15 protein-coding genes and 2 pseudogenes are annotated in these 17,543 nt (G+C 51.9%); 15 read left to right on the top strand and 2 right to left on the bottom strand.

Annotated elements, in window-relative coordinates; all coding sequences use genetic code 11:
• Nucleotides 1-110 precede the first annotated feature (110 nt).
• The 7 genes and pseudogenes from NSS88_RS16475 to NSS88_RS16445 all read left to right on the top strand — a co-directional run bounded on the left by NSS88_RS16475 (nt 111) and on the right by NSS88_RS16445 (nt 7,052).
• Entirely contained in the window at nt 111-1,391 is a 1,281-nt protein-coding gene (locus NSS88_RS16475) for an IS110 family transposase (RefSeq protein ID WP_012749092.1), read from the top strand.
• 395 nt (nt 1,392-1,786) lie between these two features.
• Nucleotides 1,787-2,020 carry a DUF2249 domain-containing protein gene (locus NSS88_RS16470; RefSeq protein ID WP_033013778.1) on the top strand — a complete coding sequence of 78 codons (234 nt, stop codon included), beginning with the start codon at nt 1,787-1,789 and terminating at the stop codon, nt 2,018-2,020.
• 104 nt (nt 2,021-2,124) lie between these two features.
• Nucleotides 2,125-2,703: a molybdenum cofactor guanylyltransferase gene (locus tag NSS88_RS16465; RefSeq protein ID WP_055357928.1), complete on the top strand. Its 579-nt coding sequence runs from the start codon at nt 2,125-2,127 to the stop codon at nt 2,701-2,703.
• Nucleotides 2,704-2,938: 235 nt separating this feature from the next.
• The gene (locus tag NSS88_RS16460; protein ID WP_033013776.1) at nt 2,939-4,057 is read left to right on the top strand and encodes a TIGR04053 family radical SAM/SPASM domain-containing protein; all 1,119 of its coding nucleotides are present in this window, start codon (nt 2,939-2,941) and stop codon (nt 4,055-4,057) included.
• Between the two features lie 208 nt (nt 4,058-4,265).
• Nucleotides 4,266-4,854, top strand: a pseudogene (locus NSS88_RS16455) (ABC transporter permease subunit); the annotation flags it as partial.
• Between the two features lie 288 nt (nt 4,855-5,142).
• A pseudogene (locus tag NSS88_RS16450) lies at nt 5,143-6,318 on the top strand (MFS transporter).
• Nucleotides 6,319-6,614: 296 nt separating this feature from the next.
• Nucleotides 6,615-7,052, top strand: a complete 438-nt coding sequence (locus tag NSS88_RS16445; protein ID WP_049625535.1) for a hypothetical protein — start codon at nt 6,615-6,617, stop codon at nt 7,050-7,052.
• A 14-nt stretch (nt 7,053-7,066) separates the two neighbouring features.
• Here NSS88_RS16445 and NSS88_RS16440 read toward each other — a convergent pair whose 3' ends face one another.
• On the bottom strand, nt 7,067-7,765 hold the full coding sequence (locus NSS88_RS16440; protein WP_055357929.1) for a Crp/Fnr family transcriptional regulator: 699 nt from the start codon (nt 7,763-7,765) through the stop codon (nt 7,067-7,069).
• A 218-nt stretch (nt 7,766-7,983) separates the two neighbouring features.
• Here NSS88_RS16440 and modB point away from each other — a divergent pair, with 218 nt between their 5' ends.
• Complete coding sequence (gene modB, locus NSS88_RS16435) at nt 7,984-8,646, top strand: molybdate ABC transporter permease subunit (RefSeq protein ID WP_033845516.1); 663 nt, start codon at nt 7,984-7,986, stop codon at nt 8,644-8,646.
• 303 nt (nt 8,647-8,949) lie between these two features.
• Here the strand turns inward: modB and NSS88_RS16430 are convergent, their stop codons facing one another.
• Nucleotides 8,950-10,386: a DDE-type integrase/transposase/recombinase gene (locus NSS88_RS16430; RefSeq protein WP_289651771.1), complete on the bottom strand. Its 1,437-nt coding sequence runs from the start codon at nt 10,384-10,386 to the stop codon at nt 8,950-8,952.
• A gap of 168 nt (nt 10,387-10,554) precedes the next feature.
• On the opposite strand from NSS88_RS16430, the gene NSS88_RS16425 reads away from it, so the two are divergent.
• The 7 genes from NSS88_RS16425 to NSS88_RS16395 all read left to right on the top strand — a co-directional run bounded on the left by NSS88_RS16425 (nt 10,555) and on the right by NSS88_RS16395 (nt 17,400).
• A complete protein-coding gene (locus tag NSS88_RS16425; protein WP_033013795.1) occupies nt 10,555-12,174 on the top strand; it encodes a hypothetical protein in 1,620 nt (539 codons plus the stop codon).
• Nucleotides 12,175-12,187: 13 nt separating this feature from the next.
• Nucleotides 12,188-12,697, top strand: coding sequence for a stage II sporulation protein M (locus tag NSS88_RS16420; protein ID WP_011230224.1), 510 nt, complete (start codon nt 12,188-12,190; stop codon nt 12,695-12,697).
• Nucleotides 12,698-12,886: 189 nt separating this feature from the next.
• Nucleotides 12,887-13,537, top strand: coding sequence for an ABC transporter ATP-binding protein (locus tag NSS88_RS16415; RefSeq protein WP_049624315.1), 651 nt, complete (start codon nt 12,887-12,889; stop codon nt 13,535-13,537).
• A gap of 122 nt (nt 13,538-13,659) precedes the next feature.
• Nucleotides 13,660-14,721, top strand: coding sequence for an ABC transporter ATP-binding protein (locus NSS88_RS16410; protein ID WP_033013793.1), 1,062 nt, complete (start codon nt 13,660-13,662; stop codon nt 14,719-14,721).
• The gene (locus tag NSS88_RS16405) at nt 14,718-15,527 is read left to right on the top strand and encodes an ABC transporter permease (protein WP_033013792.1); all 810 of its coding nucleotides are present in this window, start codon (nt 14,718-14,720) and stop codon (nt 15,525-15,527) included. Before NSS88_RS16410 ends, NSS88_RS16405 begins: the two co-directional genes overlap by 4 nt.
• Nucleotides 15,524-16,330 (top strand): ABC transporter permease, encoded by an 807-nt coding sequence (locus NSS88_RS16400; protein WP_049624316.1) that lies wholly within the window; start codon nt 15,524-15,526, stop codon nt 16,328-16,330. Before NSS88_RS16405 ends, NSS88_RS16400 begins: the two co-directional genes overlap by 4 nt.
• Nucleotides 16,327-17,400, top strand: coding sequence for an ABC transporter substrate-binding protein (locus NSS88_RS16395; RefSeq protein WP_049624317.1), 1,074 nt, complete (start codon nt 16,327-16,329; stop codon nt 17,398-17,400). Before NSS88_RS16400 ends, NSS88_RS16395 begins: the two co-directional genes overlap by 4 nt.
• Nucleotides 17,401-17,543 lie beyond the last annotated feature (143 nt).

Here is a 17,543-nt window from a genome sequence, read left to right as displayed (position 1 = left end):
AAGGAGCATTCCCGTTAGGAGCTTTTCCGGGGACTTGATCAAAAAAAGCCCTCTTGGTATGATGCAGGGGTGTCAAACAATACCTACCATCATGCCAAGGAGGACTTCAGATGAATTGTACACAAAACTATAAAATTGATCAAGTTACGGAACAAACGCTTGTCGTGGGCATCGATATCGCGAAACGAACCCACTACGCCTGCTTCGTGGATGACCGGGGGCGCGTGCTTCGCAAGTCGTTCCCGATCTTCCAGTCGAAAGAGGGGTTTCAGCAGCTGTATAAAGCGATTCAGGGGGCGATGCAAGCGTTCGGGAAGTCAGAGGTGATCGTCGCCGTGGAGCCGACCGGGCACTACTGGTTGAACCTGGCCTACTTCCTCGAGGAGCACGGGATCCCGTTGGTCATGGTCAACCCGGCGCATGTGTGCCGGTCGAAAGAACTTGATGACAACCTGCCGACGAAACACGACGCCAAAGACGCCCTGGTCATTGCCAGACTGGCAAAAGACGGACGATTCCTCGTTCCCCGGCTGCTGCACGAGATCGAAGCCGATTTGCGCGTGGGAAGCACGCTCAAAGAGAAGCTCCGCAAGGAACAGACGGCGGTGAAAAACGCGATCGTCCGCTGGACGGATCGGTATTTTCCAGAGTTTTGGACCGTGTTTCGTGACTTGGGGAAAACGGCGCTTTCGGTGTTGGAGTGGACGCCGCTTCCGGCTGATATGGCCGGCCGGACGGTGGAGGAGCTTCTTGAGGTGTACCGGCAAAGCGAAGGGATGAAATGCCCGCAGAAGGCCAAAATTCAGGCGTTGATCAACACCGCGAAGGACTCGATTGGGGTGACGGAAGGGACAGCGATGGCCCGGTTTGAGATCGCCGCGCTCGTCCGCCGATACCGCCAATTGGAGGCGGAGATCGCTGCACTGGACGCCGAGTTGAAGGCATTGGTTCAAACGACGATGGAGTACCAATGGTTGAAAACGGTCGACGGGTTGGGAGACGCCACGATCATCGATCTGCTGGCGGAGATCGGCAGCTTCGCCCATTATCGGGACCCGCGCCAATTGGTGAAGTTGGCGGGCCTGACGCTCAAGGAGAACTCCTCCGGCCAGCGCAAAGGGCAAAAGCACATCTCCAAACGGGGACGGAAACGGCTGCGCTCGGTGCTGTTTCGGGCGATGATTCCGCTGATTCGGCACAACGAGGCGTTTCGCGAGCTGCATGAGTATTATACGACCCGATCCGTCAATCCGCTGACCGGAAAGCAGTCCATCGTCGCCTTGTGCCGGAAGCTGTTGAATGTGCTGTTTGCGATTTGTACGAAGAAACAAGCGTTTGACGCGGAGCGAATGAAACAGGACGTCTTGTCCCAGGTGCAACGGGCGGCCTAAGGCCTCCCCCTGCGAACGGAAGAATCGTTGGACAACGAGATGACACCGGAGAAGCTGGCGTGATTTTATCCATTCGACCTTGAGTCCCCAAAGGAGCTTGGCCGGCCTCCGCCTGATGACGAGACCGAACGAGGGAATGTTGGCGCGAAGACGCCCGGAGACATGGGAGGGTTCGTCCTCATCAGCGACGCGGAGATCCAAAGGGTGCATCGAATACGCTTCCCCCACGGCAGGAAAATATAACCAGCCGTGGCCGCGAAGCGCACCCTAGGTCTGTAAGATATCCACAAAACTGAAAAAGGATGTAAGAGATTTTGTCGAAAAATATTTTTTGGACACCCCTGAGGGGCCGAAAAGCCTTGATAAATCAACATTTCTAGAGGGAGGCCAATGTTATGAACCAATTTGCTGCCAAAATCCACGCCCCGGACTATCCGCCGCGCGATCGCCATCCGGCAATTTTTCGGCTGTTTGACAATTTGAAGCCGGGGGAAGTGATGGAGCTGACGAATGACCATGACCCGCGTCCGCTGCAATACCAATTCATGATGGAGCGTCCGGATCAGTTTACATGGGAGTACTTAGAGGAAGGGCCGGACGTATGGCGGGTGGCCATCGGCAAAAAATAAATCATCCGCTCCATAGGGATTTCCGTCGACAGGCGGAAATCTTTTTTTTCGCCGGTTCGTATGGTACGGTAGGGACAGATGATGTTCGGAAAGAGGGGATAGAGATGAAACGAGCCATTGCCGGAGCGGTGCTCGCCGGCGGCCAGTCGCGTCGGTTCGGGCGGCCGAAGGCGTTTGCGCTGCACGAAGGCGCCCCGTTTTTCACTTGGTCGGTCGCGGCGCTCGATCCGATCGCGGATGAATTGTATATCGTCAGCCACCCGTCGCTTGTCGATGAATTCCGCCGCCAAACGGATATCCCGGTGCTGCTCGATGTCGAGCGCTGCCGCGGCTGTGGGCCGCTGGCCGGCCTTTACACCGTTATGGAACAGAGCCGAGCGGATTGGGTGTTCGTCTTGCCGTGCGACATGCCGTACATGCGGCGGGAAGTGACAGAGCGGCTTGCTTCCTATATCGATCCGATGTTTGACGCCATCGTCCCGCTCCATGACGTCCGTCCCGAACCATTGGTCGCCTTATACCACCGTCGGCTTCGCTCCGTGATCGCCGAGCTGCTTGATGCCGGCGAACGGCGGATGATCTCGCTTATTGACCGCGCCCGCGTCCGCTATGTTGACGCCCAACAGCTTGCCGCGGATGAAACCGTATGGCGCAATGTCAATACGGAGGGAGAGTACCGGTGAAGGGGGAATTGTGGCCGAAGCAGACATAGCATATACTTTTTTTCAATCAGAAGAGCCATCCTTGCTTTACTTTTTGGGCGTATGGCGGGTCAATATATTATACCGCCTGTTCAGATGGCTGTCATCTTCGCCCATGGTACGATCGCCCTCTGTTGTGGCTTTGCTGTGGATGTGATCGATATCACATAACGCGCCTGAATGTTGCGGTACAATGGAGGCCAAGGAGGGGGCCGCAATGCGCGATTTTAATGAAAATCCGTTTATTGTGATTTGGGAATTGACGAGAGCTTGTCAACTCAAGTGCCTTCATTGCCGCGCCGAAGCGCAATACCATCGCGATCCGCGCGAGTTGACGTTTGAGGAAGGGAAAAAACTGATCGATGAGATTTACGCGATGGATCAGCCGATGCTCGTCTTTACGGGCGGCGATCCGCTCATGCGTCCGGATGTGTACGATTTAGCGAAATATGCGATCGATAAAGGGCTGCGCGTGTCAATGACGCCAAGCGCGACGCCGAACGTGACGAAAGAGGCGATCCGCAAAGCAAAAGAGGTCGGCCTGTCGCGCTGGGCATTTAGCCTTGACGGGCCGAACGCCGAGATTCACGACCATTTCCGCGGCGTGAGCGGCTCGTTTGATTTGACGATCCGTGCGATTCAATACTTGCATGAGCTCGACATTCCCGTGCAAATCAACACCGTCATTTCGCGATACAACGTTCATGTGCTTGATGAAATGGCGGAATTGGTTGAGAAGATGAAATGCGTCCTTTGGAGCGTCTTTTTCCTTGTGCCGACAGGCAGGGGGAAGGAGGAGGACATGATTTCCCCCATCGAGCATGAGCGGGTGTTCCGCTGGTTGTATGAAACGAGCAAGCGCGTTCCGTTTGACATTAAAACGACAGCCGGCCAGCATTACCGCCGCGTTGTGCTGCAGGCGAAAATGCGCGAAGGAAAAGCGACAAAAGGCGGCATCCGTTACGAAGATGTGTTGAACCAAGGGTTGACCGGACAAGTCGACGGGCTCGGCCGCGCGCCGAAAGGAGTAAACGACGGCAACGGTTTCGTCTTTATTTCCCATATTGGCGACGTCTATCCGAGCGGGCTGCTGCCGGTCAAAGCCGGGAACGTCCGGGAAACGCCGCTGGCGGACATTTACCGACACTCGCCGATTTTCCAAGACTTGCGCAATCCGGACAAATATAAAGGAAAATGCGGCGTCTGCGAGTTCCGATATGTGTGCGGCGGCTCTCGTTCACGCGCTTACGCTGTAACGGGCGACTATTTGGAAAGCGAGCCGTATTGTGTTTACATTCCAAAGGCGCTGCGGACAAAAGAGCGAAGCCAACGGTAAGAAGGCGGTGAAAAACAGCCGCTTAAAATGACGGCGCTACGGCGTTCGTGAGATGGTTGCCCGGGCGCATGCGGCGGATGTTGGATGTGTGTTCAAAACATACGGGGGAGGAGCAGGCGCCCTTCCCCGTTTTTGTTGAAAGATCATTCGTGGTTCAACTCGACTATAAAGGTCTCGGGCCCGGTCGGCGCCGCGCTTCCTCCTTTTGGTGTTTGTCGCTGCGCTGTTGTTGAATGCTGTTTTGTTTCTTTCGCTCGGCCTGCTCGTGATGGCGTTGGGCATTTTGGTCTTGGTGATTCCGCCTACTTTCGAAGAGTTTGCCCGCATGGTCTGCTTTTTGTTGTTATGTCTTGTGTATATCGCCTTTTGGCTGAATCTCGGCATTTTGTTTTCCGTCGTCTTCCGCCAGGCGGCGACATCCGCGTTGTCGTCGATGGCCGTTTGGCTGTTTTTCAATCTTTTCTACTCGATGATCGTGGAAGTGTTTGCGAAATCGTTTTTGCAGTTTGATGCCATTACGTCCGTCGAGCAGGCGGTCGGCCGTCAAGAGTTGGTGCTTGGTCTCATGAGATTGTCGCCGAGCTACTTGTTCAATGAATCAACAACTGCCTTTTTCGCCGGACGTCCGAACGCTAGGGATCGTCACGGTGGAGCAAACGGCCGGCGCTGTTGCGACCCCCTTGCCATTCTCGCAAAGTTTGCTGCTCATTTGGCCGCAGGTGACCGCGCTCATTGCCGCCACTCTCATCTGCTTTGCGATCGCGTATTGGTTGTTTATGAGGCAGGAGATACGGGCGGAGTGGGTGAGAAAACAAGTTGTTTCCGTAGACGGGGCGGAAGAGATGTGTGCGCCCAACAGCGTTTCTTATCGTTCGGATGTGAAAAACGTTCTGCCAAATCGTGTCCGTTCCTTTTGGGGACGGGCTTTTTCTTTTTTTGGATGTGACAAAACCGTGACAACGCTTGTGGCAAAATGGTGACAACAGGCAAGAATGTGATAAGCCTCACAAATCTGTTTCCTTTTCCTGTGTATGATGGAAGTACAAACAGCGTCACAAATTTTGAAAGTTTGGGAGGGGCTTTTCATGAATAAACAAAAGGCGCTGCTGCCGATTACGACGTTCGCCATGTTGTTTTCATTCGTCGTGTGGGCCGTGTTTTCGCCGCTTGCGAGTACGTTTCAGCAAATGTACGGGCTGACATCGACGTAAAAAAGCATTTTGGTCGCCATTCCGGTGCTGCTTGGCTCGATCATGCGTGTGCCGCTTGGCATTTGGACGGACCAGATCGGCGGGCGCAGGCTGTTTTCGCTGCTGCTCTTGTTTCTTGTCATTCCGCTTGTTGGCGCAGGGTTTGCAGATTCGTATGCGATGCTTCTGTTTTGGGCGTTTTTCATCGGCATGGCCGGAACGTCGTTCGCCATTTCGATGACGTTCGTTTCCCGCTTGACTCCGCCGGAAAAGCAAGGGACGGCGCTTGGGATTAACGCGATGGGCAACATCGGCACGGCGGTTGCTTCGTTTTCCGTTCCATCGATTGCCGCAGCGTTTGGTGTGCCTTGGGCTTTTTGGGGGATGATCATTCCGGTTGTCGTCATGCTCGTTCTCGTTTGGTTTTTCACACCGGATATGCCGAAACCGAAACAACAAAAAACGGTGCGTGAATCGCTGTCGGTATTGAAATATAAACATACGTGGACGTTGTCGCTCTTTTACTTTGTTACGTTCGGGGCGTTTGTTGCTTTCGGCATTTACTTGCCGGCGCTGCTCGTTGACTTGTATGGGTTGACGCCAGTGGATGCTGGGATGCGCGCGGCTGGGTTTACTGTACTCGCTACGCTCGCGCGGCCAGTCGGCGGCTATCTTGGCGATAAAATCGGAGCTGAACGGGTGTTGACGTTCGTCTACGCTGGAATGACAATCGGCGCGTTGGTGATCGCGTTTGGAATGGAAAATATTTGGGTGATGACAGCGGCTTGTTTGTTTGTGGCCGTGATGTCTGGGCTGGGCAACGGTGCGGTGTTCAAACTCGTGCCGCAGCTGTTCCCAGCCGAAACGGGCGCCGTCACCGGCCTTGTCGGTGCCTGGGGCGGACTTGGCGGCTTTTTTCCGCCGATTGTCATGGGGATCCTGAAAGATGCAACAGGTTCGTACGTGCTCGGTTTTCTGCTCCTTAGCTTGTTTGCCCTTATTTGCTTCTTGCTGAACCGGCTCGTATTTGGCAAAAAAGCCGGCGAACCGACGAAGCGATACGCATCGTAAAATCCGATTCCAGATCCAAAGAGGCCAAAAGCATATGCTTTTGGCCTCTTTTTGGTTTGCGGAGGTACAAGTTCAACGAAAGGATGGAAAATGGCGATCCGCAAAGAGGAAGGTCGTTCTCCGTTAGTGAATAGGGCTACATTCGTTACGGTTGCTACATTGCGAATATTTATTGCTCATTATTTCACGAACTTTTCAAACATGGCCGCTCCTTGGTGATACAAATCACTAGGGGAAAAGGCAGAAATGGCGTACGCTGAAGGTGTAAATCAAATCAACTGAAGGGGGGGAAAACAGTGAAACGAAATGTGTCTACGTTGTTGTCAGTTGCGTTGGTTGCATCGCGTTTGGCCGCATGCAGCAACGGGGGAGGAGGAGAGGCAAAGGCGGAAAATAAAAACGGAACAGCGGCAACTACGCAACAGTCTGCTGCGAACATGTTAGCGGCGCATAAAGGATTGAACCAAGCACCGGTGCCGTTGAAAATGGAGCGGATCGGTCTGCATGACGTCCGCGTTGAAATGACGGCGCAAATCACTGACATTGAAATTGACAAAGGGAAAACGTATTATACGGCGGTGAAAAGAAAAAGAAGTGATTCGCATCACAATCGAAAAAAAGAGAGCGTCCGGCAGGCCGCGAACAACGGTCGGTCGGGCGTTCTTCTAATCAGCGCGCCAAAATGGCTTGGTCGTTGCTGTGTATCGAAGGGGAACGATCAGACAGACCCCTAACTACGGTGCACCGCTCACTCAATGCAACAAATATCCGCCGGACAGTCTTCGCATTGAATTTCCGTTTTCAAATAGTTTAAATCATGAACCGTAATTTTCCCCCGCTTCATCGAGATAATCCCTTCCTGTTTTAACGCATTGAGCATCCGGTTGACGCTTTCGCGCGTCGTGCCGCAAAAGTTGGCCAAGTCTTGGTTTTTTAACGTTACGTCAATGAAGATACTTCCATCTTCAAGCGGGACGCCATAACTGTTGCATAAACGAATGAGTGTTGAATAGAGCGCCCCTTTTTTGCCGTGCATGATGAGATCGCGAAACTTCATCTGCGTCCGCCGGACATGCTTGCTGATCCAGCGCATATATTCAAGGGTAAGGGGCGGATTGATCAGCAGCTGCTGTTCCAGTTCCTCTTTGTTTATGACTGCCGCTTCGCCTGGCTCTATTACCTTGGCCGTCAACAAGTAGCGTGCATCGTTCGTAAACAGCGTCAGCTCGCCGACGATTTCCCCGCTTCCGCAAATGCGGAAGCACATTTCTTTTCCGTCCGGGCAAATTTTGCTCACTTGCACTTTGCCGGAAAGAATCAAGTACAGCTCATTGGCCGGCATCCCTTCTTGGAACAAAAAGGAGTGCTTGCGAAGTGGAATCACTTTTTTCGACGATTGCAACAAAGAACGTAAATGGGGAAAATATCCATTCACTGTAGCTTCCATCGATAGCCCCTCCATTCATTCAGCTATTTCTATTGTAAAAATCATCACAGCGGGAGAGAGTGAAAAAAATCACCGGTTACTGTTTTTTGTGCGAGGCGTCACAATTTTTTTCTAAATTGGTTTTTCCTTTTTCTATGTTACAATGTGAGTAGCATCACAGCATTCTACTGTTTGTTTTCGTATGGTAAAAGGGAGACGGAACAGAGAGAGGCTCGTCGATGGAAGAGTTTTGGTCACCGGTATGGTTATCGATAAACGTATCGCTTCTTGCCGGCGTGATCGTCGCAATCCTTGGAACAGCGGCGGCGAGGTGGATGGCGCGCCGCCGGTTTCGTGGGAAGACGATCGTGGAGACGGTGTTTATGTTGCCGCTCGTGCTGCCGCCGTCGGTTGTCGGTTTTTTGCTTGTTGTGCTGTTTGGGCGGCATAGCCCGATCGGACAGTTGATGGAAACGTGGTTTCACACAACGGTGCTGTTTACACCCGGCGCGGCGGTGATGGCGGCGGTTGTTGTGTCGTTTCCGCTCATGTACCAGGCGGCCAAAGCGGGTCTGGAAGCCGTTGATCCAACCGTTGAAGGAGCGGCGCGCATCGATGGGGCGAATGAGCGCCAAGTGTTTTGGCATATTTCGCTGCCGCTGGCCAGAAACGCCTTGTTGTCCGGGGCGGTGCTGTCGTTTGCCCGCAGCCTGGGGGAGTTTGGCGCGACGCTCATGTTTGCCGGGAATATTCCGGGAAAAACGCAAACGATCCCCACCGCTGTCTATATGGCGATGGAGTCGGGGCGGATGGAGTTGGCGTGGGCATGGGTGGCGGTCACGATTGGATTGTCATTTAGTTTATTGTCCTGTGCGGCGAAACTAGGCCGTTGGCAGCGATAAGGAGCAGGCCATTGGAACATCACGCGGTCCATGAAAGGGGTAGCGTCAAAAGTTCTATGAAAACTCCACACAGATCATACCATTGAGCATCGTGGGGCATGCGGAGGGCCGGATTCGCCCTTGACCAACACCCGCCAAAGGTGGGAAAGAGTCGTCAAGGGCGACGGGGACAAAAAAGAAGGCAATAAGAAAGCCGCCCTTGCCATGACCGAATTTTACCTTTGGCGGTGTTCGGTTGGTCAAGGGTTCGCTTCGCCGAATCCGGCAGGAGTTCTGTTCAACGGGCTCCGGCGGACAAAAAAGTCAGGCCGCCTCTTGTTGGAGAAACGCTTGTGCCATGGCGATGAGCTTCGTCCACCGGGCCGGCATATGCGGAAGATCCGCCAGTTCCGGGATGACGACCGGGACCCGGCCTTCGAGTGCGCTATGCGGGCGCAGGAAGTTGAAATACGCCACAAACAGCGTCACAAAGGACACCGAGCCTTCTTCCGCACCAAACCCATGGGTCGGGCGGTAGTTGCCTTTAAAGGTCCGGTTGAATCGCTCGATGATCTGTTTGAGAGGGCGAAACTCTTCCGAGACCGGATCTTCGTTGGTTAGGCCGATCACCTGGCGGACGTCAAACGAAATCCCGTGCTGGGCGAAGAAGTGTTGCGCCAGCCGGTAAATCGGGTTGCCATCCACGACAAACGACAAGTCGTCTGGGAGGGACGGCAGCTTTCGCAGGACATCATCGATGGCCTGGATGGCCGAGAGCGTGTCCCGCTTGGGCGAGACGCGATACGACAGCACGATCTTTTTGACGGCATCAAACATAAAGAACAGGTAATGCCAGCGCCCTTTGACGCGAATATACGTCTCGTCCCCGCAAAACGAACCGGACAGCTCATACGGGAACCGGTCGACAAAGGGCTTGATCCAAAGCGCGACGCTGTTGGCGTAGTTGAGCACCGTCTGATGGGAGATCGAGACGCCATGGATGTCCTTCATGGCGGCGGCGGTCTCCCTCGAGGACATCCCAAAGTTGACGTAGTACGTCAACACGAGCCCCAACACGTGCGGCGACGCAGCCAGCCGGGACAAATCGACCTTCGGTTGGATGGGCGACGAGGAAGCCAACGGGAGAAAGTCAAACAAGAACTCTCGAAACAAATACCGCACCTTGAAGGCTTGAGGATCCTGTTGAAACTGTTGGCGCTCCTTCTTGGTCATCCGGCGAAGGTTGGCCTGGTAAAACGGGCAATCGTTGTTCTTGCACTTATAGATGTGGTATTCTTTGCGTTCCTTGATTTTTTCCAGCGTCTTTTTGCAGTGCGGGCAGCGAAAGACCGCTTGCTTGGTGAACCGATTTCGGTGGTTGAACCGGCACTGGCACACTTTGCATTGGTATTGCCCTTTTCCGCCGTTATTGGCGTACAGGTAAGAAGAGGGAGCCTGGCAGCGAGGGCAGGTCAACGAATCCGGAACACGGTGTTTCGCATTCGCGCGGCGCTGGATGGGCCGTAAAGGACGTCCGTGCTGGGCTTCATAGTCTGCCAACAGCTTCCGGTAATCAAGGGTTTCCGGCACATCGATGATCGGAAGGTCATCGACCTGAAGTTTCCGGTACGGCTTTTGGATGGGTTCGTCCAAGTCCTCGAGATTCAAGGATTTTCCCACGATCACACCCATCAAATACACAATGATTTGATATTGGGTCTTGATTATTTCGAGCAAATAGGCTAATAATTGAGGTAACAAAGCTTGTCACTCCTTTGTTTTGGCTGTTGGGTGTCGTTACCTCAATGATGGCCGAAAACAACGGGGGTGGCAAGCTTTTTTTCGTTCAACCGTTGAAACTCAAGGGAAAACCGTGAGTGTGGAGGATACACTTTTGACAATACCGTAAATCAATGTGGGGGAAGAGAAATGAAACTCGTATGGCTGTTATATCAACAACGACAACGAAGCAGTTTGGCGCCGTTGCAGAGAAAATCGCCTTTTTCCCCGAAGATGACCATGTTCTTGGTGGAAGCGGCGAAATGGCTTGTTTCATCGGCTGTGGTTGTAGCCTTTTGCGCTCGATCCTCGACGCTGTTTCGCCCTTCTATGGTTATGGGAGCTCTTTTTTTCATGTCTGTCAGTCCTTTCATAGGAGTTTTGCTTGAGTCCAAAGAGGCATTGCAACGTCAATACCATTATCATTATGTGCGTCTGTCTGGAGTGCGGGATGACGAGGTGTGGCAGCGATTGCTCAAAATCCACTATGCTGTGTCTCTTCTGCGGCTATTGCCGATTTGGTTGCCTCCTTCCATTGGGTTGATGATGATGTTCGGGATCACAGGCGCATCATTCGTATGGTTTGGACATACGATGTTGTTGCTTCTTTATGTGACATCGCATATAGTGCGTGGCTCAACTTTTAGAGCGATAGGCGCATTTTCTGCCTTTTTCTTTCGAATGGCATCATTCGCGATTGGTTATGTCGTGCTTGCGGCGATTGTGCCGTTGCTGCAATTGTCCCGCCAAGCGGTTCGAATGTATGGGTTGTCGCTCTCTTACCTTGTGTATATGGATGGTTATGTTGCTCATTGGCAACAGCTGTTTTATGAACGCATGACAAGTTGGAGGGAAGGGTGGTTATTTTCAAGTGCAACTTTATCATTCATCGGTGCTGGATTCGCTCTGTTGGCTTTGATTTGCTTTTCTTTCACTCGTGCGTCTCATTCTGACAAGACAGCGTACATGCTATATTCATGGCATCAACGTGTCATAGAGTCGTTAAAAATTCGCAGCACGAATAATGCAATTTTATATAAAGATCTTTGTCTGTTAACACGCCAAGCCCGTGAGTTGACGAAACCGCCTTGGTCGCTATTTTTGCCAGGGGAATGGTTTTTGGTCGCAGGAGCGAATTTGGCGCTGTTGCCGATTGTTCATAACGGGTCGATCATTTTGTTTTTGTTTATGTTTGAAATGTATATCGTCATGACAGGGACGTTGCGGGCCATTACCGACGTCTTTCGCGACATTTTTCAGTTTGAAAGCGAGATGGAGCGTCTCACTGTGTTTCGTCTTCTTTCTCCACCTCCTCTTGTACCGTTAATCGAAGCGAAATGGACGCTGCTTGAGCGATTAGGCGTCTACCCATGCATGACGGCAGTAGGATTGCTACTTCTCGAATACATAGGATTATTGGGGATGCGTGGAGGGCTTTGGGCAGCAATGGGAGCTGTGGTGATGATGCCCGTCTATTCGCTTGTTGTCAAGCGGATTTTGCGCACCGATTATGAAGTATTCTGCCTTGTTTTAGCCAGCGGTGAGCAGGCGGCATTGACATCTCCGCGTGATTATGCGGGGTATATGGTGATTGCGGCCGGAAATCATTCGTTTCATCGCTTGTTGATTTACATAACCGTTTTTTCATCACTTCTTTCTGCCTTTTTTATGCTTTTGAAAGGTTGGAGTTGGGCATGTTACAGCGTTTTGTTTGTCTTGATGCTGTACCTTGTATTATGGAATAGTTCTCAATATGCTCGGCGCACTTGAGGAGGCATTTGCGGTGATCAGACGAGCGATTCACACTCATTTGCCGTATATGTTATTGTCGTTAGGTGTGTACATTGTATGTTTTGCTTTTGGAGCAGTGATTTTTTCACAAAAGCTTACGATTCATCCGACTTCCATGGCGTTTTGGACCACTTTAGGCCACAACTTGATGGTTGGAGCCATTTTGATGGTTGGCGGATGGCTGACGCTAGGAATGGCCAATACCCTTTATCTCGGTTACAACGCAGCAATGCTAGGCGTGATCGTGAGAGGAGTCGCCACAGGATATGGCATGCAGCCGTTGATGACCGGTGTCTTTCCTCACGCGATTCCTGAAATCATCGGCCATATCTTGTTTTGTACATTAGGGTACGAGACATGGCGGTTTCTTCAAATCGTCAAAAAAAGAGCAAGAGGAGAAGAAGAAACGCTCTATATACGGGATATCCTCTTTTTACTAGTGCTGGCGGTCGCGCTGCTCATCATCTCAGCATGGTTGGAATCAACGGTGTCTCATGTATAAAAATAGACGGGTCTAAAAAGCAGGAGGCTCTTCACCACAACATGTACTTGACAAGCAATACAGCTTCCTGCACAAAGATTTGAAAAAATCACGGATTTGTTGATTTTCCCTTACAAGCGTAAATAGAGTTCAGAAAAAATCAAGTACAACTTTTGGTGAAGAGCCAAGCAGGAAAAGGGGAAGAAATAGATGGAACCGTTATTTTCATTGCAAAACTTGACGTATCGCTATGATGGGGGAGCCACGATTTTTCAGCAGTTCTCATTTTCCATTTTTTCAGGGGAGACCGTGCTTCTCACCGGCCCCAATGGAGTGGGGAAAACGACTCTTTTGCATATTATTTCGGGATTGCTCGATAAAGGAGAGCTGCATTATCAAGCCTTTTATAAAGGCAATCCGATTCAGCTTCCCGACATGCGCGCTCATTTGTCTTATGTGACATCCGAGACTGTCATGTTTTCAAAATTGACGGGTTATGAAAATATCGAATGTTTCCGGCTTTTATGGAAGCTGGATCAACAGTACGTCCGCAAAGCGAACGAATTATGCAGTCTGCTTGGAATGGAGGAGATGCTCCCGCTCCCGGTGGATCAGTATTCATTAGGAACAAAACAAAAACTGCATATTGCGATTGCTTTAGCCCGCCCGGTCAAATTGTATTTGATGGATGAACCGTTCAATTCCCTTGATAGGCTAAGTCGCGATCGGTTGGCGGAGTGGATTCAAGGCGACCGTCAACATGCTTATCTCATTGCTTCTCACGTTCATCAAGAGTGCTTCCCTGGCTCCCGCATAATCTCGCTTACACGTCCAAACAATGAAGACAAAATAGAAAAATGACGGCGGGATCTTCAGGAAAAATTCAGTTTTCATACGTGTGATCAAGGATTTTTCCGTTGCACTTTCCACTCTCCTATGTTCTAATTAGGAATAGTGAACATCAAGAAGACGGAGGGCTGGAAGTGAACGGGGAAGAGATCATCCGCTTCGAGCGAGTGACGAAGGAATACGACGGAACGGTCGTATTGGATGACGTCAGTTTTGCGATGGAGCGCGGGAAGTTTTATACGCTGCTTGGCCCGTCAGGGTGCGGGAAGACGACGATTTTGCGGCTGATTGCCGGGTTTATCGAACCGACGGAAGGAACGATTTATTTCCACGGGAAGCCGATTCAAAACGTCCCGCCGAACAAGCGGCAAGTCAACACTGTTTTTCAAGACTATGCATTGTTCCCTCATCTCGATGTGTTTGAAAACGTTGCGTTTGGTTTGCGCGTGAAAAAGATGAAAGAAACCGACATTCGCGAGAAAGTGAGGGAATCGCTTCGGTTTGTCAACTTAGACGGCTATGAGCGCCGCCGCATTCAAGAAATGTCCGGCGGTCAGCGCCAGCGCGTCGCGATTGCGCGGGCGATTGTGAATGAGCCAGAAGTTTTGCTCTTGGATGAGCCGCTATCGGCCTTGGATTTGAAGCTGCGCACGGAAATGCAGTACGAACTTCGTGAATTGCAGCGCCGCTTAGGGATTACGTTCATTTTTGTCACGCATGATCAAGAAGAAGCGTTGGCGATGTCCGATTACATTTTTGTTCTAAATAAAGGAAAAATTCAGCAGTTTGGGACGCCGAAAGACATTTACGACGAGCCTGTCAATCGATTCGTCGCCGATTTCATTGGCGAATCGAACATTTTGTCAGGGCGCATGATCGATGATTTCCTCGTCGAATTTGCCGGCAAACAGTTTGCGTGTGTTGACCGCGGCTTCGCGCCAAACGAACCGGTCGATGTCGTCATCCGCCCGGAAGATTTGGAGCTCGCGGCGCCGGAAGACGGGCAGATCGTCATCCGCGTCGATTCGCTCTTATTCCGCGGTGTCCATTATGAAATTTGCGGCTATGACGAAAACGGCAACGAATGGCTTGTCCATTCGACGAAAAAGGCCGAAGTCGGGGAAACGGTCGGCCTTCGTTTTGAACCGGAAGCGATTCACGTCATGCGACTCGAAAAGGAGGATGAGGACGCATGACGGAACGGGCGTGGCGGAACTGGTATTTAATCCCTTATGGCATTTGGCTTGTGCTGTTTGTCGTGGCCCCGATTGTCTTTTTGGTGTATGAATCGTTTTTGGATCTTGACGGCCATTGGACGTTGTCCAACTACAAATCCGTGTGGACGCCCATTTATTTGAAAATGATGGCGTATTCGTTTTGGTATGCGTTTTTAATCACGCTTGTGTCGCTGCTCATCGGCTATCCGACCGCCTATTGGCTGACGAAGACGCGGCACAAGCAGCTATGGCTGTTGTTGCTTATTTTGCCGATGTGGGTGAATTTGCTGCTGAAGGTGTATGCGTTTTTAGGGCTGTTCGGCACGTACGGGCTGGCCAACGCTTTGTTGAAAGCGCTGGGCGTTGGGCCGCGGCAGCTGTTGTTCACCGATTTCAGTTTTGTCTTTGTGTCGGTGTACATTTTTATTCCGTTTATGGTGCTGCCGATTTTCAACGCGCTGGAGGAGCTGCCGCCATCGCTTGTCGATGCCGCCCGCGATTTGGGCGCTTCGGCTTGGACGACGTTCCGCCGTGTCGTCTTCCCGCTCACGCTTGGCGGGGTGAAGGCCGGCTGCCAGGCGGTGTTTATCCCGGCGTTGTCGCTGTTTATGATTACGCGCCTCATTGCGGGCAACCGCGTCATTACGCTCGGCACGGCCATTGAGCAGCATTTTCTTGTCACCCAAAACTGGGGGATGGGGGCGACGATCGCGGTTGTGTTAATGATCGCGATGGCGGTCATCGTCGTCCTGACAGGAAGCGGAAGAAAAGAGGGAAGCCGATGAAACGGACGCATTGGTGGGGACGTGTGTACCTGTTAGCCGTGTTTGCCGTGATGTATACGCCGATTGTGTATTTGATGTATTATTCGTTCAACAGCGGCGGGACGATGCACGATTTTCAATCGTTCACGTTTAAATGGTACCGCGACGTGCTGTCCGACGACCGCTTGCTCATCATCGTTTTGAATACAATCGTCATTGCGCTGCTGTCGGCGGCGGTCGCGACCATACTCGGGGTCATCGGGGCGCTCGCCATTTACTATGTCAAGCGGCAGCGGACGAAAAACGCCCTTCTTGCTCTCAACAACGTGTTGATCGTCAGTCCGGATGTCATCATCGGCGCTTCGTTTTTGTTGCTGTTTACGGTGGCCGGCATCAAGCTTGGGTTTACATCCGTGCTGTTGTCTCACATTGCTTTTAGCGTGCCGATTGTCGTGTTGATGGTGCTGCCGAAACTCGAGGAAATGAGCCCGACGCTGATTGATGCGGCTAGAGATTTAGGAGCCAGTCATTGGCAAGTGCTGTCCGGTGTGGTGCTGCCGTTTTTGGCTCCGAGCATATGGGCGGGCTTTTTCATGGCGCTCACGTATTCGCTCGATGACTTTGCCGTGACCTTTTTTGTCACGGGAAATGGGTTCTCGACGCTGTCCGTGGAAATTTATTCGCGGGCGCGCCAAGGCATTTCCTTGTCAATCAACGCATTGTCGACGCTGCTATTTTTATTTACGATGCTGCTCGTCATCGGCTATTACGTGCTCAGCCAAAAAGGCGGCCGAATGTACGGGATAGGGGGCGAAAGTAGGTGAAACGGCTTGTCCAAGGGTTTGCGGCCGTGTTCATCGCGGCGTTCGTCCTCATGTTCATCACCCACCGGTTGAACGAAGCGGAAGGGTACGGCGGAGGCAAAACGGTGACGGTCTACAACTGGGGCGATTACATCGACCCCGCGCTCGTTCGCGAATTTGAAAAAGAGACAGGGTGGAAAGTGATTTACCAAACATTCGATTCCAACGAAGCGATGATGGCGAAAATCGCCCAAGGAGGGGCGACGTTTGATGTCGCCGTTCCGTCCGATTACGCCATCAGCAAAATGATCGAGGAAAACTTGCTGTTGCCGCTCGATCACGACAAGCTGCCGAATTTACAATATATCGAGCCGCGGTTCCTCAACTTGTCGTTTGATCCGCACAACCGGTATTCGGTGCCGTATTTTTGGGGGACGGTCGGCATCGTCTACAACCGCGACATGCTCGGTGGCAAGAGGATTACGAGCTGGAACGACTTATGGGATCCGAGTTTGCGAAACCAAATTTTGCTTGTCGACGGAGCGCGCGAAGTAATGGGCATGGCGTTAAACAGCCTCGGCTATTCCCTCAATGACACGAACAAAGCCCATTTGCAAGAAGCAAAGCGGAAACTCGATCGACTCATGCCGAATGTGAAGGCGATTGTCGGCGATGAGATCAAGCTGCTTCTCGCGAATGAAGAAGCGGCCATCGGCGTCGTCTGGTCGGGGGATGCGGCGGAAATCATCGCCGAAAACGACAAGCTCGACTATGTCGTGCCGAAAGAAGGATCCAACCTATGGTTTGACAACATGGTCATTCCGAAAACAGCGAAAAACATCGAAGGAGCGCACGCGTTTATCAATTTTATGCTCGACCCGAAACACGCGGCGCAAAACGCCGAGTATGTCGGCTATTCGACGCCGAATAAAAAGGCGCTTGCCTATTTGCCAAAAGACATCGCGGGCGATCGCCGCTTCTACCCCGATTTGGATTCAGCAGGGCATCTCGAAGTGTACGAAAACTTAGGAAAACACATGCTCGCCTACTACAACGAGCTGTTTTTGCAGTTTAAGATGCAGCAAAAGTAACCATATAGATGCAACGAAATCGTTTCACATATCCTTGACGGAAAAAGTGGCTTATCCATTTTTGACTGTCGAAGGCAAGCCACAGGCTTGCCTCCGTCACGCTTTAGCGTGACGGAAGACCGAACAACGACTCGCTTCACAGA

It is taken from the genome of Geobacillus sp. FSL W8-1251, assembly GCF_038005945.1.
In the GTDB taxonomy this organism is placed as follows: domain Bacteria; phylum Bacillota; class Bacilli; order Bacillales; family Anoxybacillaceae; genus Geobacillus; species Geobacillus stearothermophilus.
The sequence above is the reverse complement of the archived record's forward strand: the minus strand, read 5'-3'. Positions and strand labels throughout refer to the sequence as shown.

Coding starts and splice junctions, on each gene's coding strand:
- NSS88_RS16440 (WP_055357929.1), bottom strand. CDS start 7,765: ATGGAAGCTACAGTGAATGGATATTTTCCCCATTTACGTTCTTTGTTG.
- NSS88_RS16400 (WP_049624316.1), top strand. CDS start 15,524: ATGAAACGGACGCATTGGTGGGGACGTGTGTACCTGTTAGCCGTGTTT.
- NSS88_RS16415 (WP_049624315.1), top strand. CDS start 12,887: ATGGAACCGTTATTTTCATTGCAAAACTTGACGTATCGCTATGATGGG.
- NSS88_RS16475 (WP_012749092.1), top strand. CDS start 111: ATGAATTGTACACAAAACTATAAAATTGATCAAGTTACGGAACAAACG.
- NSS88_RS16470 (WP_033013778.1), top strand. CDS start 1,787: ATGAACCAATTTGCTGCCAAAATCCACGCCCCGGACTATCCGCCGCGC.
- NSS88_RS16465 (WP_055357928.1), top strand. CDS start 2,125: ATGAAACGAGCCATTGCCGGAGCGGTGCTCGCCGGCGGCCAGTCGCGT.
- NSS88_RS16460 (WP_033013776.1), top strand. CDS start 2,939: ATGCGCGATTTTAATGAAAATCCGTTTATTGTGATTTGGGAATTGACG.
- modB (WP_033845516.1), top strand. CDS start 7,984: ATGGAAGAGTTTTGGTCACCGGTATGGTTATCGATAAACGTATCGCTT.
- NSS88_RS16405 (WP_033013792.1), top strand. CDS start 14,718: ATGACGGAACGGGCGTGGCGGAACTGGTATTTAATCCCTTATGGCATT.
- NSS88_RS16425 (WP_033013795.1), top strand. CDS start 10,555: ATGAAACTCGTATGGCTGTTATATCAACAACGACAACGAAGCAGTTTG.